A 21,973-nucleotide genomic window follows, 5' to 3' on the forward strand; every position below is an offset into this window, starting at 1 on the left:
AACGCGGCGCAAATTCATAAACTGTGCGATCGGGCTTTGTGGCTGAAATCAGGTGAAATCGTGGCTTACGGGGAACCGGAAGTGGTAGTCGGTCAGTATTTGTCGGAAATGCGCCCAGCCACCGAAAAACGCACTCCCATGCGTCCTCCTGAAGTGACGAGTACGGGTTCACAACTGCGAATCAATGACAATCGCTTCGGTTCTTTGGAAGTAGAAATTACTGATGTTAAAGTGTTGCCGGCTGATGAGATAAACAGTGGCGATTCTATTACTGTGGAAATTCATTATTCTGCCCCGAAGCCAATCTCGGGTGCTATTTTTGGTGTGACAATCAGCCGGGAAGACGGTCAAAGTTGTTTTGAAACTAATACTAATCAAATGGGCAGATTGCTGCCGCTGGCGGAAGGTAAAGGCACAATCCGCCTGCACGTAGACAGGCTGGATTTAGGCAACGGTCAGTATTATGTGAATCCTGGGGTTTACGAGAAGAGTTTTGCTTACGCCTATGATTATCATTGGCACCTTTATCCGCTGTATGTGCGATCGACTGTAAGCCAAAAAACGATTCTTTGTCCGCCCTACCGCTGGGAATTTGATGGCAAAATGCAGGTTGCGGATTTACCCGAACCAGCCGAAAAAGTTCACGCATTGAATAATGATAATCCCGCCTATGCCAAGATTTTGACTCAGTTGAAAAATAAGCAGGAACCAGACTTTTTAATTATTGGCGCTCAAAAGTGTGGCACTGAGGCTTTGTGTGGTTATCTGGAAAATCACTTGCAAATTCTTAAAGAAGGTGGGAGGAGAATTCAGTTTTTTGATTTGAATTTTGAGCGGGGTGTTGATTGGTACAGCAAGCAGTTGACTCGCAGTGTGGCGGGTGACAAGGTTTTGCTGTGGGAGATGACTGGTTACTATATTTATCATCCGTTGGTGGCAGAGCGGGTTTACAAGTGTTTCCCGGATGTTAAGCTAATTGTAATGCTGCGAAACCCGGTAAAACGAGCTTGGCTGCACTATCATTTAGAAGTGGCGATCGGCTGCGAAAAGCTGAATTTTGAAAAGGCGATCGCTTCCGAACCCGATCGCCTAAAAGGTGAAATTGAAAAAATTAAAACCCATCAAAGTTATTACAGTTTCAACCACCAACATTATTCTTATTTGTCGCGAGGAATTTATGTCGAACAAATCAGGAATTGGCTCGATTATTTTCCGAGGGAACAGTTGCTAATTCTCAAAAGCGAAGATTTCGAGGCAAATACCGATAAAGTTTTTTCGGAAGTGTTAGATTTCTTGGATATTAGTGCGATCGCAAGTAAAGAAGATGAGATTAATATGAGGGAGGATTACACCCAAATACCAGCAGCAATCGAACAACAATTGACAGATTATTTCAAGCCTTACAATCAGGAGCTTTCTGATTTGTTAAAACAAGATTTTAGTTGGAGTTAGAATTGGTAGGTTGGGTTCCGAGAACCAAACCCAACCTACCTCAAAATATACCGTTAATTATAATTGCAAAATGTTATGAAACGCATATTTCTCCTAGGCTCTCCTCGCAGTGGCACAACAATTCTTCAAAGCTTATTAGCTGCTCATCCCGAAGTTATTTCTTTTCCGGAATCTAAGTTTTTTCACTATTTACTGTACGATCAGTTTGCGGGAAAGTTGCCAGGTAGAATGGAAGCTTTTTTTAAGGATGAGATTAAACGTCCTGAACTTTTGAAAGATTTTGATGACAGCCAAAGTGTGGAAGCTAAAGCTAGTTGGTTTGTGAGAGTTTTGGATGGTTTGGCTGCTGAACAAAAAAAAAGCATTTGGTTGGAAAAAACACCCGAACACATATATTTTATTGATGACATAGAGCGCTTTTTGCCGGATGCGAAATTCATACATATTTTACGAAACGGTATGGATACCATAGCTTCTATGTATGATGCTACTAGGAGTTTTAACGAATTGTGGGGCGCTGGTTGGGATTTAAATCACTGTATCTATCGCTGGGAACACGCGATGTTAACTAGCCACAAATATATTAATAAATCCAATCATATATTAGTTAAATACGAGGATCTTTTAGATAACAAAACACAAATTCTAGAAAAAATTTGTCATTTTATGGGCATTGAATATGACGGTATAATGCTCGTTAATTATCAAGAAAAAGCCGCAAAGCTCAGTTTAAATCTACCTTGGCACAAAGGAATTGAGAGAGATGTCAAAAGTAGTAACGTTCATAAATATCATAAAATTTTTACTAGCAATGAAATCAGATATATTTTAGATAAAATTCAGCGAGTCAAGGGTGAAATGGCATGGAAAGCTACGGTGGAAGTGACCGAACCAATTTCGGATATTTACGCTTTGCCAATATGCGATCGCCTGTCCTGTACGATCAAACTAGAAGAAATTAAACTCGGTATTATTGAATTGCCGATTTGCGATGGCATGGTGGCGGCTGCGGTTTTGGCGGATGCGGTGGCAGTCCAATTTGCTTGGCAAATTCTCGATCGCTTCTTTCAACGCAATCGCTGCGAAAAAGGCAATAAGTTGTGGGAAACGTTGCTGGAACCATTGCACCCTAAACATGACTGGACGCTATTTTTGCAAGAATTATGGGGGCGTCCGCATTGGCATTTGGAAGATTTCTACAACCCTGAAATAGCAGAGGAAGTCTCAACAATTACCCTCGAAAAAAAATTGATAGTCTTAGAAATTAGCGAGGGATTTGCTAATATAAAAGTTGAGCTTTCTGAAATAGACGTGCTGGTGAAAGTAGGCGGTGTGGCTGTCGGTATTGTAACTGTTGCGGTGGAAAATAATTTTGTTTCAGCTCAAAAATTGCGATCGACAATTACTCGAAATATGGGTTTTGAGTTGTGCATCGCCGCCGTGCGAGAAGCTTTGCTGGGAAAACCACTCAACGGTAAGCAATGGCTAAGATCGCGCTTAGCCTCTTGTGCTCAACAAAGGTCGAATTTGCCCGACTCGTTGAATGCACCGGGTGCTGGTGGCATTTATCCCCAAAATACGGTGATATTCGGCAGGCGATCGGGTGCGATCGGGACGAGTGTCAGCCGTCGCGCCTCACTCCCGGCGGCGGCGCTGCAGGAAATCGAGTCCGCCGCGGCAATCGCTGGGGAACCGACAATGCAAATTCCCCAAGAAAACGAGTTTCCAAAGCAAGTATTTTACGCACCGGAAATCATTGGCTCAAAATCTTCTTATCGGGAAGTTTCTCACTCGGCGAAACCTCAAGTTTTTGACAATCATAGCCTTACACAAAAACTCCCGATTCTCTCGTACCGCCGCATTTCTCCTGACGGTTTAGACGCAGTTACGCCCCTGATTTTTGAGCAACAGTTACACAATCTCAAAAATCAGGGTTATTACAGTGCGAGTTGGGAAAGTTGGCGAAGCGCAAAAATGGCTAAAACTGCTTTACCCGGTAAAGCTGTATTGATGACATTTGACGGCGGCTATCTCGACTTTATCCAATATGCTTGGCCTGTGCTAAAACGCTTTGATTTTACAGGAACTGTTTTTCTTGTAGCGGAGTCAATAGGCAAGACAAATAGTTGGGAAAAAGCCGAATTTGAAGAAGTGCCGTTAATGGGATGGCCGGAAATTTTGCAATTGCGGGATGCAGGGATTGAATTCGGTTCTATGTCTGCTACTCATCAACCTTTGACTGCATTGTCGCCGACAGAAATTGTCCGGGAGGGGGTCAAATCCCGTGCTATCTTGGAACGGGGATTAGAGAAATCTGTTAAATGCTTTGCCTATCCTTACGGAGATTTCGATCCCATTGTAGCGCATTTAATAGGAGCTAGTGGATATACTTTTGGTGTATCATATCAATTAAATTTTAGCAGTTTTGACGATTCTTTATTGTCGCTGCCGCGCATTCAAGTCACCGCCGAGAATGCCTTAAAATTAGCTTAAATTAGCTTAGTAATGTGCGTCAATCAGCGAGATTTTTCCTCAATCAACAATCTCTCAACGGACGCACCTTACAAGTGAAATTTATTAATACATTCCTTGATTTTTCGCTGCAAATAACCGCCTAACCCTCTGGAAATTTTCTCAAACTTATAATAAAATAAAATCTCCATAACATCTTCAGTGTTCATATACTTTAAATAAGAAATTATTTTATCGGTCAGTTTATCATTAACATCATCGATATACTTTCTCACCGCCAATCTTTCCGAAATATTCCATTTCCGATCAAACTTGCGGTGCATTTCCCTCTCATAATCCCGAAAATCTGAGATTTTCCCCTCCAAATACCTTTGAATATATTTCCCGGCGATTTGGGCACCATCCATCCCGTGTCTAATTCCTTCGCCACCCAAAAAATTTACTGTCGAAACACTATCGCCGATCGCAATTATATTATCCTTGCAATAAATATCATTCAAACCACGACTGTACTTCAGCATTGAACCGTGTTTGTCAAGAATTTTATAATTTTTACACTTCAGATATTCATCAATCAGTAAATCAATATATTTTTTCAGCGGTGGCAAATGCCTCAGCGTTTTCTGCTCTAAAAAAATTCGGGCAGCACCAACTTTCAGCCTGTTTTGTTCCATTGGAAATATCCAAGAATAACCTTTAGGCATCCATTTATCACCCACAAATAAGATTAAATCGCTGCTGTATTTATTGTAAATTTCGGCTTCCACTTCAATTAAATATTCGATTCCAGTTCCCGACAAAAAATCTGGCTTATCATTCTCTTTATCGTACATAATTGCCCTAGCAAAGCCAGTAGCATCAACCAATACTTTAGTGCTAACTTTGATAAGTTTACCGTCGGATAACTGTTTAAATTCGACTGTTGTTTCGCCCTTGCTTTGTGAATGTCCGGTGTAGCGATAACCCAGCCAAACTTCACCGCCAAATCGCTCAACTTCACTGGCCAAAAATGCTCTAAATTTAGCAAAGTTGAGAACAACTCCCAAGCTTTCGGGAGACTCCCAAGTTTGACTGACTTTGCTAGTTTCAATAGTAAGCTTGTGCCAAAAACTGCCGATAACGGATTCAGGTAAATCGAATTTATAGAGGGTTTCTAGAGGCGTGGCGGCGCTAGAAAAGTCATTTTTATTAAAATTGTCGTTTTGCTCTACCAGCAAGACTTGGTGACCGGATTTGGCTAGGATTCTCGCGCAGTGTCCGCCTGCGGGGCCGGCTCCTACTATTACTATGTCAAAACTTTTTAAATTCATCTTGCTTTTAACTCGATCCCAATGTCAAAACACCCGCAGACATATCAGCTACTAACCGCCGAGTTTTCAGCCACTGGTGGCCGATTAAAATTTAAGGTACGATTTGATTTCACGTTAGTCATTGTTTTTTCTCCCTTATCCTCAAGTCTTTCTTCAATCTTGCTGCTCGGAGCTAGAATGGTAAGGTGCGCTGCACCCTACCATTTTAGCTATTTACACGCTAACAGGAGACTGTTTGCGACTGAATGTTGCTAAGATGCGATCGCACATTTGCGACGGATTTAATCCCAAACTGGCAAATGATTGTTCAGGCGTTGCATGATCTACCAATGTATCGGGTACACCCAACCGCATCACTGGAACAACAACATTATTGTCCAACAAAGCTTCGGCTACTGCTGAACCAAAGCCTCCCATCAAACAGCCTTCTTCCATTGTGACAACTTTGCCGATTCGCTGTGCCAAAGGCAAGATTAATTCGGTGTCCAAAGGCTTGACAAAACGCGCATTGATTACAGTTGCTTCAATGCCGTGCTCGCTCAGCATCTCGGCGGTTTGCATTGCCGGATAAACCATTGAACCGTAACCCAATATCAGCAAATCGTCGCCGTTGCGGAGAATTTCGGCTTTGCCGATCGGCAATTCTTCCCAACCTTCCTCCATCAAAGGCACGCCGTAACCGTTGCCGCGCGGATAACGCATGGCGATTGGGCCGCTGGTGTGGTTGATTCCGGTGACGACCATCCGCTGCAATTCTGCCTCATCTTTTGGTGCCATAATTGTCATATTTGGCAGACACCGCAAGAAAGAAATGTCGTACATTCCTTGGTGGGTGGGGCCGTCAGCGCCGACTATTCCGGCGCGATCCAAACAGAAGAAAACAGGCAAATTTTGGATACAGACATCGTGAATTATTTGGTCATACCCCCGCTGCACAAATGTCGAGTAAATTGCTACAACCGGGCGCATTCCTTCGCAGGCTAAACCAGCGGATAAAGTCACGGCGTGCTGTTCGGCAATCCCGACATCAATGTACTGTTTCGGCAGTTTTTCATGAAGTTTATCCAGACCTGTTCCGGTTGCCATCGCAGCGGTAATGCCGACAATTTTGGGATTATCTTCTGCTAGCTTGACCAGGGCGTGGGCAAAGACTTTCGAGTAAGCTGGAGGCTTGGGTTTAGTGGAGGGAATGCCTTTGCCGGTAGCTAAGTTAAAGGGATTTTGGGCGTGATATCCTACTTGGTCTTTTTCGGCGATCGCATATCCTTTGCCCTTCACCGTCACAACGTGAACCAACACCGGCCCTTGGATAGTATGAGCTTGTTTGAAAGTGGTAATTAACTCTTCCAAATTGTGTCCATCTACCGGGCCCATGTAAGTAAAGCCCAATTCTTCAATTACTGCTCCAACTTTCGAGACTGCTAAGCGTTTCATCCCTTCTTTGAGGCGTTCCATTTCTGGAGTAAAAGTTTCGCCGACAAAGGGAATGTGCTTGAATTGTTCCTCTAAGTTATCTTTGAGAAACTGCACTGGTGGCGACAATCGCATCTTGTTCAAATAGCGGGTAATTGCGCCGACGTTGGGCGAGATTGACATCTCGTTGTCGTTGAGTACAACTAACAAATTGGTTTTCGGCATATGGCCCGCGTGGTTGATGGCTTCGAGTGCCATGCCGCCCGTCAATGCGCCGTCGCCGATGACTGCTACAGTTTTAAAGTTTTCCCCCTTGAGGTCGCGCGCCATTGCCATTCCTAAGGCTGCGGAAATGCTTGTGGAAGCGTGACCTGCGCCGAAGTGGTCAAATTTGCTCTCGCAGCGCTTGAGATAGCCTGCAACGCCGTCTTTTTGGCGCAGGGTGTGGAAGTGGTTGTAGCGGCCGGTTATCAATTTGTGAGGATAAGCTTGGTGGCCGACATCCCAAGTAACTTTGTCGCGATCGAGGTCGAGTGTTTGGTAGAGTGCTAAGGTCAGTTCGACTACACCCAATCCTGGGCCGAGGTGGCCGCCGCTAGCGGCTACAGTTTCTAAATGCTTTTCTCGAATTTGTCGGGCAATTTGTTCGAGTTGATGAATCGAGAGGCCGTGTAATTGGTTTGGGTGAGTCAGTTCGCTGAGATGCATATTTTAAAATCTTGCTCCTGTGAATCAGGACGAATCCTTAACAGATATAGGTTGTGCCTGCGAGGTTGGGTACGCGCAAACGTTAGAATAGTTTAACGGTTATTTGAGAAAAACTGTTAGGCGTAAGATTTTTGTTATTTTTGGTCTGGTAATTATAGTTAATAAATTGTGCGCCGTCAATATAAAAAAAGCTTATGTTGTTAGTTCCTAATTACTAATTGTTAGCTGCCTAGAGATTCTTCAGCATTTTTAACTACTTTTTGTAGTGATGGCTGACTTTTTAGCCCTCTTATTTCTGCAAGCAGACTATGATACCAAATCATTAACTGTGATGGAGCATCTCATATTTGTAAAAACACTTCTTCTGGCTCCTGCCTTCTGCCTCTTTTTTTCTGATTTCTGCCTCCTGCCTCAAAACTTCTATTTCTAACTTGGCTGCTTTCCTTGAGATGATCCCACTGTGATTTATATAGGATAGCTGATGTCAAGTCATTGATAACAAGTTAGAAATGAGTAGATTTTGTCAACCCCTCTAAGTGGAGAAAAAATTAACTAATAATGATAATTAAAAAAGCGGAAAGGTTGGACTCGCCCAACTAAGGCGATGATTATCAATAAATTGTCAAATAGTTTTCACACGCCTGCGAGAAAATTATGTAATACCAAATCCGGGTTAATTACCTCTAATTGATGACGACCGGGGCCAAAAGCAGCCATACGATCGCGGGAGGGGGACCCAAGCTAGGCAAAATATTCACTTGTTTATCAACTGTCAAGCGATCTGTATTTATTGAAGTTGGTGACAATTGTTCTTCAATATTTGCCTCAAAGGTTCTATTTTTTGAGAGTACACAAGCGAGTGAAGTTTCCACAGGGTTATCATCAGGGGTAACGTTCCCCGGATTTGGTATTATAAAACGATAAAATTGACGAGTAATTGAGCGATTGTGTAGGTAAGCTCACATCTTGCACCATTCTCGCTCGCACAGGCTTTCCGGCCTGTTCCACAAAGAGTAGATTTTCTTGTGGAACCGACCCCAGAGTCCGTTCATAAAAGGCTTATTGAAAATGGTGCAACATCTCAGTAAGTAAAAATGGGTGCTAGCCGAAAAACCAACGGCGACCACGCAAAAAAAAACTCACAGGCCAATGTTGGAAGAGAAGATCAATGAGCTCTACCAGAAAGCATTCAATTTACACTGGGAAAGTTTTGCCGAATTTGGATAGTAGATAGCTGCGACTCTCGAAGCATTTTTTTCTAAGCTCAAAAGCCTAGAAGATTTACCACAAGGGCCGTTGGTCGGAAATAAAGAACACGGGGACTGAAGTTCCCCGCGTCGCTTCCCTCTGGAATCTGAAGACGCGATCGTTTCCTGCATCCCATATTACTTTTATGAAAGGTTCCGCTTAATTCAATCTCCCTTACTCCGGTGATGGCAAAGGAGTTTCCGCTTCTTCGGGGGGCGGAATTTCCGCAGGACTCGATTCGGGTGACGGCGAGGGACTTTCGCTATCGGGCAGCGGAATTTCCGCAGGACTCGATTCGGGAGACGGCGAGGGACTCTCGGCCCCGGGCGAGGGAATCTCCGACGGACTTGGGGCGGGAGTTTCCGGGGGTGGCGGAAGTGGTGCGGGCTCTGGCTGGCGGCTTTGGAGGCTTTGCACCCACAAACCTAAACCGCCGCCGGCTAATATCAGCCCCAACACCCCCAGTAGGGGCAGCGGCAGCTTGGATCGCCGTTTTTGAACTGGTTCCGGGGCGGGGGAAGTTTCGGGGTACAACAATTGTTTGGACGATTCTGACAGCGGAGATTCTGGAATCCTCCCGGACTTCTGGAGAGACGCCGCGAGGGAAGGCGGCAGCGACACCGAGGCTGCTGACACCGAGGCTGACGCCGGCGCTGACGCCACCGCCGGATCAAACAGTACCAATCTCTCCGGCGACATCCGACAGTGAGTCGCCACCACGGAGGTGTTGTCATAACCGTTTTTCTCGTTGGCGAGACGAATCCAAGACTGAACTGCGGCTTCCAAAGACATTTTGCCGTCAAGCACCTCTGGGCCGTAATTCTCCCAAGATTTCTCTACCCAGTCGTTGTCGCTCAAACCGTCGGAACACAGCAGCAGTAAGCCTTCCTCTTCGACAATAAATCGCTGAATCGTCGGGCGCAGGAAATCACCGTCCCGCGTGCCCAAAGCTTGAGTCAGGGCTCCTGCATCCGATCGCAGTTGAGTCTCCCAGTATAAACAATGCCCTAGCTGGACTTCCCTTGAGGCTACGTCGTCGTCCACAGTCAGCCGGTGACAGTAATTTTTGCCAATCCAATAAGCCCGGCTGTCTCCAACATTGACTAAATAAAGTTCGTGACTGTTATTCGAGGGCAAATCCTCCAAAATTTTCACTTTTTGAGGCAACTGGAGGGCCATCACCAAAGTCGTCCCCATCCGCTGGCGCAACTCTTTTCCCTGCTCGTTATTTTGAGCGGAAATCACATTATTCACAACTTTCACTATTTCTTCGAGTTGCTTGATGACCATTGCTGGCGTCATCAACTCTTCTTGTTGAGCAATTTCTGCGAGCAAATTTTGGATTAAAGCTTTCAGGGACTGCACGGCTAATTGACTGGCCACTTCTCCTCCTTCGTGACCTCCAACCCCATCGCAAACCATTGTCAAGTAAGGAATTAATTTGTCGTTCCCTGAAGTTTTGCTAGATTGAAAATCAGTAGCAACCGGATAGCAACTGTCTTCATTTTGGGAGCGCTGCGGCCCGGTATCGGTCATGCCGACTACTTCTAAGTGCAGAGGCAATTGAGCGGCTTGTTCTAATAGTAAATCGTTTAGTTCCAGGGCGATCGCGTCGAAATTCATGCTGCTGCGGCGCATAAACTGACAAATCTCTCCGAGCTTCGACTGCACCTCGGGTTGCGCTGATTCCACCAAACCTGACCACACATCTCCCAAATCCCGCAGCGTCGGTACAAAATTGCCCCGGTGCAGTTCCAGGAGGCGTACCCGCCAACCTTCCACCCGCAAATTTTCCGGTACCAGCAAACTCGAAGCGACTCCCTGTTCCGATAGCGGCGCCCACAGTTGGAGCATTTGCCACAGCCAGTAAACTTGGCGCGCAGCGGTTGTCCCAGACCAAGATTCTAAAATAGAAGGATACAGGCGACCGAAATTATTGATGGGCACATTTTCCAACAACAGCACCTCTGTCGCTTCCGGTGCTTCTCCCAAGGAACAAAAACCGTATACTTCCGGCGTATGCAGCCGTTGGGGATACAAATGCAGGTAAGGCATAATACTATCCGGCAGTTGTTCAGGGACGCTGGGAGGCAAAGCTGGACGGCTGTCGAGCCAGATTTGAGGTGCAATGACAAAGTATCGATCGGCTATTACCTTACCCGCCGGCACTTCCTCGGCTGCTTGTCCCACCACCCACACATAGCGATAAATTAAATCCGTTTCGCACGCTGCACAGTGCTGGCGGCCAAAGGTATTGCGGGGATCGGCACAGCTAAGATTCGGGCAATAAATGGGTTCGGAGAAACTGCTGATCATATCGAAATAGTTTGTGTAAAAACATTCTGAAGATATATGATTCGCAAGCCCAAATTCATGAGCTTGAGAATAAACTGATTTTAGCCCCTATCAATTTCTTAACTGCCTTTGGGCCCGTAGAAATTGTAGTTTCTGCCAGTCTGTACCGGCTTAAATTGTAATTTAAGTTACTAAACTCAGACTTGGAGTACGATGGAAGCCTCAACCTGGTACCGCTGCGCGAAAAAGCGCTCTGAGGGCTTGCAAGTGGCAAACCCTTGCAGAGTCAGTTGTTGGCATTTCTTAAATCTTAAATTTCCAATCTAAGATCTAAATAGTATCACCTATTCTTTTTATGATCTGGACTCCGACGCTCCTTTGGCTGCTAGCTGGGTCTTTGCTGTGTTTGGCAGAGCTATTTCTCCCGACTGCTTTTGTCGCTTTTGTGATGGGACTGAGCGCCTTCGCCGTAGCTGGATGCTCTCTAGTTCTACCTTACGTTAATTTACAAATATTCCTCTGGATGGTATTTTCGACAGTTTTTGTGCTGCTGTCTCGGCGGTTGATACCAAAAGGCACGGCAAGGGCGATCGCAGATTCTAAGGAAGCAAAAACTTTAACAGAAATTCCCCCCGGAGAAGCCGGCCGAGTCCTTTATGAGGGGAATTCTTGGCAAGCTCGCTGCGAAGACACGAAGGCCACTATCCCCCCCAACCAAAACGTAATTGTCGTCGGACGGAAAGGCACTACTCTGATAGTTTTGCCAGAAAATCTCTTGCATTCTTAAACAAAATGCGTAATTAATCACAGGCAATTAGTAGTTAGTCATCAGTCATTAGTCAACATTTAACACTCAACAGTCAACACTCAACATTTATAGGAGGCTAACGTGGAACAATTTTTTTTACTTGTATTTTTAGCACTCGGCGGCTCAGCCCTCGCAGGTTCCGTCAAGATTATCAATCAGGGAAATGAAGCGCTGGTGGAAACTTTAGGTAAATACAGTGGCAGGAGACTGGAACCCGGTTTGAATTTTGTCAAGCCGTTTCTCGATCGCGTCGTGTACGAGCAAACCATTCGGGAAAAAGTCTTAGATATTCCTCCGCAAGCTTGTATTACCCGCGACAACGTTTCCATCACCGTTGATGCTGTGGTTTACTGGCGCATTGTAGACTTGGAAAAAGCTTGTTACAAAGTAGAAAATCTCCAGTCAGCAATGGTAAATATGGTGCTGACTCAAATTCGCGCCGAAATGGGTCAACTGGATCTCGAACAAACCTTTACTGCTCGTTCTCAAATTAATGAAATATTGCTCCGAGATTTAGATATTGTTACCGATCCTTGGGGAGTGAAAGTAACGCGGGTAGAATTGCGGGATATTATCCCTTCTAAAACTGTACAGGAATCGATGGAATTGCAGATGGCAGCCGATCGACGCAAGCGGGCGGCAATTCTGACATCCGAGGGCGAACGCGAGTCAGCAGTGAACAGCGCCAAAGGTAAAGCAGAAGCGCAAGTTTTGGATGCAGAAGCGCGCCAAAAAGCGACTATTTTGGAAGCGGAAGCTCAACAAAAGGCGATCGTCCTGAAAGCTCAAGCAGAACGCCAAAGTCAGGTTTTGAAAGCTCAAGCTACTTCGGAGGCTTTGCAAATAATCGGCAAAACTCTGCAAAATGACCCCACTGCCCGGGAAGCTTTACAATTTTTGTTAGCTCAAGACTATCTGGATATGGGTCTAAAAATTGGCACCAGCGACAGCAGCAAGGTGATGTTTATGGACCCGCGCAGCATTCCCGCTACGCTCGAAGGAATGCGATCGATCGTTGGGGAAGGTAATGATAATGAGGTGAAAAAGTAGTCTTAGCTAGAATGGGCTATTGAAAGAAACTGCTAACTCTGTATGAGGGATGAAACTCCTCATACAGAGTTAGCATGAATAGCAAAAATGATTGTGTCATCACACACCACATTATTAAATAATCGGCGTTGCTGAATTAAGATACAATTGATTGTGACAGCAATTCAAAAAAAAAAATTAACACAAGTCATCTTCAATGAAATGTCCTGAATGTAAGTCAACTCATATCAATAAAAATGGGCGGAAAAAAGGTAAGCAGAACTACCTGTGTGTTACCTGTGGTAGACAATTTATAGACTGCTATCAGCCTCACAGAGGTTATGCCCAAGAAGTGAAAGACGAATGCCTAAAAATGTATGTTAATGGCATGGGTTTTAGGGAGATTGAAAGAGTCAAAGGGGTACATCATACAACAATTATGAATTGGGTCAAACAACTAGGATAACTCACGGGGAGGATCTCATATTTGTAAAAATACTTCTTCTGGCTCCTTCCTTCTTCCTCTTTCCCCGCAGCAAGAGAGCCTCAAAACTCCAATTTTTAGCTTGGCTGCTTTCATTGAGATGCTCCCAACTCATGCCCAGAGCACCATTCTCATTGAACACGCTGTCGAGCCTGTTCCACAAAGAATGAATTTCTGGTAGGTGGGATCTTATAGCCAGCCCATAAAAGCCTTATTGAGAATGATGCAAAATCTCAGGTTTAACCATTTTTAAATTGGCTAACCCTCTCTGGAAATCGCCTGGTATCTATTTAATTAAACATCGATATTCAGGCAACTTCTCTTCGCCGTCAACCTAATAACTCGACACAGTTAAAACGATCGCCTCCCTATCTGCCAAGACCAAACCATACTCCAAACCCTCAACAACCGCTTGATAAGAAGCATCCAAAATATTACCAGAAACCCCCACAGTCGTCCAGCGGTCTTGACCGTTGCTAAACTCAACCAACACGCGAGTTTTAGCAGAAGTTCCCGCACCTCCGTCCAGAATTCGCACCTTATAATCGGTTAAGTTAAAATCAGTAATTGCCGGATAAAAATTCCGCAAAGCCTTCCGCAAAGCCGCATCAAGTGCCGAAACCGGCCCGTTTCCTTCCGCGCATTCCAGAATATCTTGACCGTTAACAGTCACTTTCACCGTTGCTAAAGAATTAACTGTTTCCTCCCTACCTTTATCGCAGTGAACTTGAAAACCTTTGATTTCAAATAAACGCTTGCGCTTTCCCAAAGCCTCTCGCATTAACAATTCAAAAGAAGCCTCAGCACCCTCAAATTGATATCCCTGACTTTCCAAATCTTTTAATTTTTCCAAAATTTGGCGGCAAGCAGGATTTTTGCGATCGAGATCCATGCCAAAAGTGCGCGCCTTCGCCAAAACATTGCTTAAACCCGCTTGATCCGAAATCACAATTCGCCGCCTATTGCCAATTTTCTCCGGTTCTAAATGTTCGTAAGTTAACGGATTTTTCTCAACAGCAGATACGTGAATTCCGCCTTTGTGAGCAAAAGCCGAAAGACCGACAAAAGGAGCATGATCATCGGGAGCAAGATTGACAATTTCACTAATCGAGCGACTTACTTGAGTTAATCTCACTAATTGCTCGTCTTCAATGCAATTATGACCCAACTTTAGCTGCAAATTAGGAATTAAGGAACATAAATCGGCATTGCCGCAGCGTTCGCCGTAACCGTTTATAGTTCCCTGTACCATCCTCACTCCTTCTCGCACAGCAGCCAAAGCATTAGCAACCGCAACTCCCGAGTCGTTGTGAGTGTGAATTCCTAATTGTAAATATTTTTGGCGATTAGTTCCTAAAGCTTCTAAAACATCGCGAACAACCTGACTGACTTCGTGAGGCAAAGTACCGCCGTTAGTATCGCAAAGCACTAACCATTCTGCACCGGCATCCGCTGCCACTTCTAAAGTTTTAATAGCATAATCTCGATTGTGTTTGTAGCCGTCAAACCAGTGTTCAGCATCGTAAATAACGCGCCTTCCCTGACTCCGCAAATATTCAATTGTATCTCGAATCATCGCCAGATTTTCTTCTAGCGTGGTCTTCAAACTTTCAATAACGTGCAAATCCCACGACTTGCCAAACAGCGTCACCCAGCGAGTACCGGCGGACAAAATAGCCTGCAACATTTCATCATTAGCTGCCGTAGTTCCCGGCCGCCTAGTCGAACAAAAAGCTACTACTTCTGCTTGAGTTAGGGGCTGTTCTTTGAGACGCCAAAAAAATTGTACGTCTTTAGGATTCGCGCCCGGCCAGCCGCCTTCAATAAAGGGAATTCCTAAACTGTCTAACTGCCGAGCAATTCGCAGTTTGTCTTCGAGAGATAAGGAGAGTCCCTCACACTGAGCACCGTCTCGCAGCGTGGTATCGTAGATCCAGAGCCGATTTGTCATGGGAAATTGCGATTGAGAAATTGGTAATATATCACTTACCATATTAGATGAATATATTTGAATTTAATGCGATAATATATAGGAAAATTAACATAAATCTAATTGGGGTAAATTGCTGTGGTCAAGGTACAAGCGCAAGGCAAAACATTTGAGTGCGATCGCGGAGCCAATCTCCGTGAAGTTTTACTCAAAAACGGCATCGATCTCTACAACGGCAACGCCAAAGTCATCAACTGCCACGGCCTCGGCACTTGCGGCACCTGCGCCGTCACCGTCGAGGGCGAAGTTTCCGAGCCCCAGTGGCGCGAAAAAGCCAGACTTTCGGTTCCTCCCCATTCTCCCGCCTCCAACCGCCGTTTGTCCTGCCAAACCAAGGTTTTAGGCGATATTAAGGTGACAAAATATGACGGTTTCTGGGGTCAGGGTTCTGAAACTGTCTGGAAACCCCAAGCATAGATTTTTTGTTAAGGAAGGCAGATAGGACGATCGCCTTGGCAGATAATCGGTAAGACTTGTGCAAGAATTCTAACTGTAAGGTGCACACGGGGCACCTTACCCTAAATAAACCCGAGAGGTCAAAAAAGCCAGAAAGTCCATATAAAAGTTAATGAATTCATCTAAAGATATTCTGATTATTGGCGGAGGAATAATTGGCCTTTCGCTAGCAGTAGAACTGAAATTGCGAGGGGCATCTGTTGCGGTTCTCACCGCCGATTCTAAACAACCGACAGCCCGGGCTGCTGCTGGAATGCTTGCCCCGCAAGCCGAACGAATTCCCCCCAGTCCGATGCTAGAGTTGTGCTTGCAAAGCCGCGCACTTTATCCCGCTTGGGTGGAACAGCTAGAAGACATTACCGGATTGAAAACGGGATATTGGCGATCGGGAATTCTCGCACCAGTTTGTCAAAATGAGCCTCACGAAAAGCCACTTTTGTCAAACCTTAATTATCAATGGTTGGACAGAGATACTGTTCGTCAGCACCAGTTTGGATTAGGTCAAGAAGTAATTGGCGGTTGGTGGTATCCTGACGACGCTCAAGTTGACAACCGCGCTTTATTTCGGACGCTTCAGGCCGCAACTAAAGAATTGCAGATTGAGATTATTCAAGGCAATGCAGGGGAAATTATTCGGCAGGGAAACCGAGTTCTTGGCATTGAAACAACAGCAGGAAAATTGCAAGCAGACCGTTATGTTTTGGCTGCGGGTGCTTGGTCTGAGCAGTTATTGAATGTTCCTGTTTTTCCAAGAAAGGGACAAATGCTGTCAGTATGTGTACCAGAAGATTGGGGAGTTATCCAGCCCCTGCAAACAGTTCTATTCGGGACTGGCATTTATATTGTGCCTCGTCAAGATGGCAGAATTATTATTGGCGCAACTAGCGAAAATGTTGATTTTACGCCGGGAAATACGCCTGCGGGAATCCAAAGTTTGCTAGCAGGAGCGATTAAGTTATATCCCGAATTACAAAATTATCCGATTTTGGAGTTTTGGTGGGGATTTCGGCCCGCTACTCCTGATGAGTTGCCGATTTTGGGTGCTAGTGCTTGGGAGAATTTGACATGGGCTACGGGGCATTACCGCAATGGCATTTTGTTGGCTCCGGTGACGGCTAAATTGTTGGCAGATTTGATTGGGAATCAGAAATCAGATCCGTTATTGGCTGCTTTTCATTATTCGAGGTTTGGAGCTTCAGCACTTACTTGAACCTCTATAGGTAGGGTGCAGCGTACCTTTCCACTATAAGTAGCGCATCCAACAATTTTTTGGTAAGTCTTGAATTAGTTCGCATCCTGTTTTTTGGGTTGGTTTAATTCCCTGCATTTAGCGGCAGCCAAATCGTAAGCATTTTGGTAATCGCTACCGCCTAACATCAAATCGCCGTAATATTCATAAGGTTGATTGCCATAAATCGGCAGCGGGTCGTCTTCAGGATAATCTTCTTTTGATTCTTCTAGGATTGCTTTGAGTTTCTTGACGCTGAAGCGCTGGACTGGGAAGTAATGAATGTCTTGAGCGATGAAGCCGAGATGGGGAAAGGTTGGGTCAACAATTCGCTCGTCGAGTTCAATCCAGCTATACTCGATGGGTTTATATGGCACTCCGGGCACAGCTAAAAAGCCTTGAACATAAATCGCGCCCTCGGTGGCTAATGCTGCTTTACAAGCGTTGTCAAAGCAGTTTTTACGGTTGCTTTTGATGCGAGTCGCCATTTCAATAGAAAGCGCCTCATCTAATAGTTCGGTCATAACCCATTTCTAATCGCGTGTGCGATTAGATTGTAGCAAATCCGAGCTATCTCCGAGCACAAAAAACCCAGGCCATTGCGATCGTTGCTCAAATTCTCGTCTTAAGGAGTTGAGCCAAAATCCTCTGCGGTTCAGGATGTTGTGTCAGCTTTGGTTTCCGAGATGGGCCGTTTGCCTATTGCCCTATAGCCCGCCAAGAAAAAGTTTTCGCCAGTAGCCAAAATGTTGAACCTGCGATCGAGTTGGGGTAGAACCCGGTACAGTAAGGTGTGTCATAGACCATGCAAGCCACAATAGCGGCATACATCACCGAAGGTCGATCGTGCAACCAACAATCATATTAATGCCTTCAGGTGCAGCAATTTGTTCGGCGGCTGACAGGCTGCACAGTTTTTTCTGCAAACAAAGTTGAGTTATGACGATTCTCGCTGAGACATGGGAATATCCTTGGATTGGTAACAACCGGGAAATAAAGAAAGCCCTGAAAGCATTTTTTACTGGGAAATTAGAGACAGATGCTTTATTGCAGACTGTTCCCGCGCTGAAAAATATGGTAAAGTCTGCTACAGTGCTGCGGCAAGAAACCACTGCGAGTTGAAGATAACAAGCGGCAAGGTAGCTTTGGGTATTGACAGAATATGTTCATTCACCAAAATATGCTGACCATTGAATACACTGCTTGAAATGGATTTTTCACGCCTGGTTGATGCCTGGTTATTTGTCATGTAAATCTGCCTATCAATACACCTGTGAAGTGGGAGGTTAATACGGTTCCACATCACTTACCATTCCTAACTGAACTGTCGAACAAAGATGATTATCTGCAACGGCTGTTAATAGAGCCATCTCCTATCTCACATTTGCTTGAAAGCATGGCAGCCTAAAATCCCACTAAACAAATTAGTATTCTCCTAACAGGTACGGATAAAATAGAAATCAATTTGCTGCAATGATTAGCAATTAGTCCGGCAGTTTGTTATGATTAAGTACATCAAATCGAGGATAAACGTCAGCTTGGCGAAACCACCAAAAGGAGGAGCTAATGAACTAAATATTATCAGCCCTTTTGTAAAGTATGGGTCAGTTTTCAACCGCAATTCACCCAATTACCTGCAATACAACAATGCCAAAAATAGCCACCCTATCCTGATGGTAAGCTAAGCACTTATCCACACACCATAGATATACTGAATGAAAAACGCGATCAAAAAGTCGGATTTCGTGCTAGCTCCTTATATGAAGAGCAACAACTTGAAAGCTAGTTGCCAAATACTCAATACAGTGCTTCCTTATACATTCTTATGGTTTTTAGCATTTAAAGCGGCTGCCATTTCTGTATTCCTGCTGCCGCCGATAATGGTGTTGATGACACTTTTTTCAGGCCGTTGTTTCTCTTTGATGCACGATTGCGGACACTATTCTCTTTTTAGTTCCAAAAAAGTCAATCGCATTATGGGTTTTCTGCTAGGTATCATCAATGCGATTCCTCAGTACCCCTGGTCGAGGGGACACGCTTATCACCACAAACATAATGGTAATTGGGATATGTACCGCGGCCCTTCGGCGTTGATATCCACCGAAAAATTTGCGGCACTAACTCCATTTAGTCAAAAGATGTATCAGTTACTCAGACACCCGTTGATGCTGTTTCCCGGTGGTTTTTTCTATCTAATTATTAAGCCAAGACTCTCGCTGATATTGGGAATTACTGGTTTTATCCGACATATTTTTGCTTGTCTAAATCAAGATTTAGGCATGGGTTTATCTGAAATCATTACTTCTTATAAATCCAAACATTGGTATACGACGGCTGAATTTTGGGATTTACTGTTCAACAATATTTGTGTTGTTGGTAGCTGGATTTATCTTAGCAAATTACTGGGGTTTGGCTTTTTCTGGAGTGTTTACTCAATTGTCATGACCTGTTCAGCAGCGATATTTATCTGTATTTTCTTTGTTCAGCATAATTTTGAGGGTTCCTACGCTCATAAAGCCGAGGGTTGGGACTACCTTCTTGGCGCAATTGAAGGCAGTAGTTACCTAAAATTACCAAATCTTCTCAATTGGTTTTCGGCTGATATTGCTTACCACAATATTCATCATCTCTCTGAGCGAATACCTAACTATAATCTTCAGGCTTGTCACCATGCTAATATTCACTTGCTGGCTAATTCAAAATCACTGACTATTCGCGATATTCCTGACTGCTTCCAATTCATTCTTTGGGATGCTGCTTCAGATAGTCTGCAATCGATTAAATTGTTTCAACAACAAGAAGAAATTCCCTGCCGTAATGTAGCTAATTAAAATCGGGGGGAAATAAATGGGGTTGCTTCTTGCTCCCCCAAATCCTATGATATCGTTTCCGGTTGCACCGGAATTATATAGAGGAGACGGCAGTGCCGTCTCCCTACCCGGATTAATTGTAGGGACACGGCACGGCCGTGTCCTGGCGGTGGGTAATATTAATTCCGATGCTACCGGATTTGGTATAACTCAAAGTATCGGTCACTGCTCAATGCAGCAATTCCTCTAATTTTTGCTGGTTCCACAAATACTGATAAAGCCCTGTTTGCCCTACCAATTCAATGTGAGTGCCGCTCTGAACTATTTCTCCTCTCTCCATCACAAAAATGCGATCGGCACTAGCCGCTGCCGACATTTGATGCGAGATAAAAATTACCGTTTTGCGATCGGTCCCCGTTGCCAAGTTTCGCAAAATGTCGGTAGCTGTTTGATTGTCAACGCTGGAAAGAGCGTCATCCAAAATTAACACCGGGGCGTCAACTAACAAAGCGCGAGCAAGTGCCGTCCGCTGCCGCTGTCCGCCGGATAAAGTAATTCCGCGCTCGCCAACAACTGTTTTGTACTGCTGCGGGAAGTTGAGGATTTCGGCGTGAATTTGCGCTTGTTTTGCCGCGGCTTCAATCTCCGGCTGTTCCGCTAAAGGGTTTCCGTAGCGGATGTTATTCTTGATGGTAGTACCGAACAGAAAACTTTCTTGCGGAACGTAGGCGATCGCCCCGCGCAATTCGGTCAATTTTACCTTGGTAATATCCTGTCCGTCTAAAAATAACTCGTCCGGATCGATGTCCAGCAGTCTGGGCAGCGCATTAGCTAAAGTTGATTTTCCCGATCCGATCGCCCCAACAATTGCGACAGTTTCTCCCGGTTTTATGGTAAAATCAACATCTTTAAGCGCAGGTATCTTAGCGCCCGGATAAGTATAATTTAGATGGCTAGCCAAAATTTCCCCTCTGACTGGAGTTGCCAGTTCAACTGCATCGGCAGCATCCTTAATTTGCGGTTCCACAGTCAGAATTGATTCGATGCGATCGACACTCACTTCTCCCCGCTGGTAAGCAGTAATTGTGAAACCCAACAGCGCCGTCGGAAACACCAAGCGCTCGACATAAATCAGCAACGCCACAAAATCGCCAATGCTAATTTTGCCATTAGCAATTGCCCCCCCACCAGCAGAAAGCAGCACCAACAAACTGATGCTTGCCAAACCGCCCAGCAGCGGAAAAATAAAGTTTCTAGTTTTTGCTAATTCCAAATTTGCTGATAGCAACTGTGCGTTTGAATTGCGAAAAGCTCGGCGTTCGTTTTCTTCTTGAGCGTAAATTTTAATTACGGACATCCCGCTCATATCTTCCTGAATTAAATCGCTCATCGCCGACAATTCCTCTTGCACGGCTAACTGTTGGATGCGAAGTTTGTCGCTAAATAACTGCACCAAAACCAGCATTAAAGGATAAACTGCGATCGCCAATAGCGTCAGCCTTACATTAATTCCCAGCATCACCGGTAAAGTCAAAGCATAGGCAAATGCCGTATTCGCCAAACTCAGCACCGCAAACCCCACCAAGCGCCGAATATTGTCCAAATCGGAAGTAGCGCGGTTAATTAAATCTCCTACCGTATTGGCTGCAAAATAAGACGGTTCTAATGTTAATAAATGATTAAAAATTTGCTGTTTGAGGTCAAATTCGACTTGACGCCCGACGCCAAACAGCAAAATCCGCGACGCCATCCGAATCACCCACATGATTGAGGCGAGAATCAGAATTAGTGCCACGAAGTTGAAAACTTGGTCAAATTTAGTCGCAACTTGGAGAGTGTCAACTGCATTCCGAATCAGCAGGGGAATGTAAACGCCCACAGCATTGACAACTAATAGCGAAAAAACGCCCCAGAATGTTGGTTTCCAGTGCGGGCGCATATAAGAGCCGAGTTTTTGCAGTCGAGAATAACGAGCCATTTGTTAGTGCGTAATTTGAGATTGATTGAGGAAAGGAAGAAGGTTCGGCAACGGATTTTGTAACAGATGTAACGGATGTAATGGATGCAAGGAACAAGGTACAAGGAAGAATGAAGAAGTCCGAGGGAAGGCGCAATCTTCAGCTCATGTTTGAGCAATTAAGAACGTCCTAATAGTCTTGGCGGTTGCTATAGAAGGTAGAAGTTTGAAAAAAGGTAATTGCTCAACTAGGGGAAAAAAGGGAGCCATCAGTAGAGAGAGCTTGTTGAATAGATTGATAAGCAGTTAAACC

General features: G+C 44.8%; 15 protein-coding genes and 1 pseudogene. 10 read left to right on the plus strand and 6 right to left on the minus strand.

The features are described from left to right. Together QUA38_RS13390 and QUA38_RS13395 are read left to right on the plus strand one after the other, a co-directional pair. Positions 1-1,452, plus strand: a 1,452-nt coding sequence (locus QUA38_RS13390) for a Wzt carbohydrate-binding domain-containing protein (RefSeq protein ID WP_333162483.1), incomplete at its 5' end; no start/stop codon positions are given. A gap of 75 nt (positions 1,453-1,527) precedes the next feature. Next, on the plus strand, positions 1,528-3,945 hold the full coding sequence (locus tag QUA38_RS13395) for a sulfotransferase (protein ID WP_333162487.1): 2,418 nt from the start codon (positions 1,528-1,530) through the stop codon (positions 3,943-3,945). 68 nt (positions 3,946-4,013) lie between these two features. Here QUA38_RS13395 and QUA38_RS13400 read toward each other — a convergent pair whose 3' ends face one another. The 3 genes from QUA38_RS13400 to QUA38_RS13410 all read right to left on the minus strand — a co-directional run bounded on the left by QUA38_RS13400 (position 4,014) and on the right by QUA38_RS13410 (position 10,919). Further along, the gene (locus QUA38_RS13400) at positions 4,014-5,234 is read right to left on the minus strand and encodes an NAD(P)/FAD-dependent oxidoreductase (protein WP_333162489.1); all 1,221 of its coding nucleotides are present in this window, start codon (positions 5,232-5,234) and stop codon (positions 4,014-4,016) included. 213 nt (positions 5,235-5,447) lie between these two features. After that, the gene (gene dxs / locus QUA38_RS13405) at positions 5,448-7,355 is read right to left on the minus strand and encodes a 1-deoxy-D-xylulose-5-phosphate synthase (protein WP_333095197.1); all 1,908 of its coding nucleotides are present in this window, start codon (positions 7,353-7,355) and stop codon (positions 5,448-5,450) included. A gap of 1,422 nt (positions 7,356-8,777) precedes the next feature. Next, positions 8,778-10,919: a protein phosphatase 2C domain-containing protein gene (locus tag QUA38_RS13410; protein WP_333162491.1), complete on the minus strand. Its 2,142-nt coding sequence runs from the start codon at positions 10,917-10,919 to the stop codon at positions 8,778-8,780. A 334-nt stretch (positions 10,920-11,253) separates the two neighbouring features. Between QUA38_RS13410 and QUA38_RS13415 the strand changes: the two genes are divergently transcribed. The 3 genes and pseudogenes from QUA38_RS13415 to QUA38_RS13425 form a co-directional block, all read left to right on the plus strand. Continuing rightward, on the plus strand, positions 11,254-11,685 hold the full coding sequence (locus tag QUA38_RS13415) for an NfeD family protein (RefSeq protein WP_333162493.1): 432 nt from the start codon (positions 11,254-11,256) through the stop codon (positions 11,683-11,685). A gap of 102 nt (positions 11,686-11,787) precedes the next feature. Further along, the gene (locus QUA38_RS13420) at positions 11,788-12,756 is read left to right on the plus strand and encodes an SPFH domain-containing protein (RefSeq protein ID WP_333162495.1); all 969 of its coding nucleotides are present in this window, start codon (positions 11,788-11,790) and stop codon (positions 12,754-12,756) included. Positions 12,757-12,952: 196 nt separating this feature from the next. Further along, a pseudogene (locus QUA38_RS13425) lies at positions 12,953-13,198 on the plus strand (IS1/IS1595 family N-terminal zinc-binding domain-containing protein); the annotation flags it as partial. 355 nt (positions 13,199-13,553) lie between these two features. Here QUA38_RS13425 and cimA read toward each other — a convergent pair. After that, positions 13,554-15,170, minus strand: coding sequence for a citramalate synthase (cimA, locus tag QUA38_RS13430; protein ID WP_333162497.1), 1,617 nt, complete (start codon positions 15,168-15,170; stop codon positions 13,554-13,556). 117 nt (positions 15,171-15,287) lie between these two features. On the opposite strand from cimA, the gene QUA38_RS13435 reads away from it, so the two are divergent. After that, positions 15,288-15,626, plus strand: coding sequence for a 2Fe-2S iron-sulfur cluster-binding protein (locus QUA38_RS13435; protein WP_333107358.1), 339 nt, complete (start codon positions 15,288-15,290; stop codon positions 15,624-15,626). A gap of 151 nt (positions 15,627-15,777) precedes the next feature. Beyond that, the gene (gene thiO, locus QUA38_RS13440; protein ID WP_333162499.1) at positions 15,778-16,875 is read left to right on the plus strand and encodes a glycine oxidase ThiO; all 1,098 of its coding nucleotides are present in this window, start codon (positions 15,778-15,780) and stop codon (positions 16,873-16,875) included. 74 nt (positions 16,876-16,949) lie between these two features. On the opposite strand, the gene QUA38_RS13445 is transcribed toward thiO, so the two are convergent. Then, the gene (locus QUA38_RS13445) at positions 16,950-17,417 is read right to left on the minus strand and encodes a hypothetical protein (protein ID WP_333051426.1); all 468 of its coding nucleotides are present in this window, start codon (positions 17,415-17,417) and stop codon (positions 16,950-16,952) included. Between the two features lie 415 nt (positions 17,418-17,832). Here QUA38_RS13445 and QUA38_RS13450 point away from each other — a divergent pair, with 415 nt between their 5' ends. The 3 genes from QUA38_RS13450 to QUA38_RS13460 all read left to right on the plus strand — a co-directional run bounded on the left by QUA38_RS13450 (position 17,833) and on the right by QUA38_RS13460 (position 19,953). Next, the gene (locus QUA38_RS13450) at positions 17,833-18,015 is read left to right on the plus strand and encodes a hypothetical protein (protein ID WP_333162501.1); all 183 of its coding nucleotides are present in this window, start codon (positions 17,833-17,835) and stop codon (positions 18,013-18,015) included. 593 nt (positions 18,016-18,608) lie between these two features. Further along, positions 18,609-19,724, plus strand: coding sequence for a fatty acid desaturase (locus QUA38_RS13455; protein WP_333162502.1), 1,116 nt, complete (start codon positions 18,609-18,611; stop codon positions 19,722-19,724). A 46-nt stretch (positions 19,725-19,770) separates the two neighbouring features. Beyond that, complete coding sequence (locus QUA38_RS13460) at positions 19,771-19,953, plus strand: hypothetical protein (RefSeq protein ID WP_333162504.1); 183 nt, start codon at positions 19,771-19,773, stop codon at positions 19,951-19,953. Here the strand turns inward: QUA38_RS13460 and QUA38_RS13465 are convergent. Then, entirely contained in the window at positions 19,933-21,681 is a 1,749-nt protein-coding gene (locus QUA38_RS13465) for an ABC transporter ATP-binding protein (RefSeq protein WP_333162506.1), read from the minus strand. The genes QUA38_RS13460 and QUA38_RS13465 overlap by 21 nt on opposite strands. Positions 21,682-21,973: the final 292 nt, after the last annotated feature.

The organism is Microcoleus sp. Pol12B4 (assembly GCF_036701385.1).
GTDB lineage: Bacteria > Cyanobacteriota > Cyanobacteriia > Cyanobacteriales > Microcoleaceae > Microcoleus.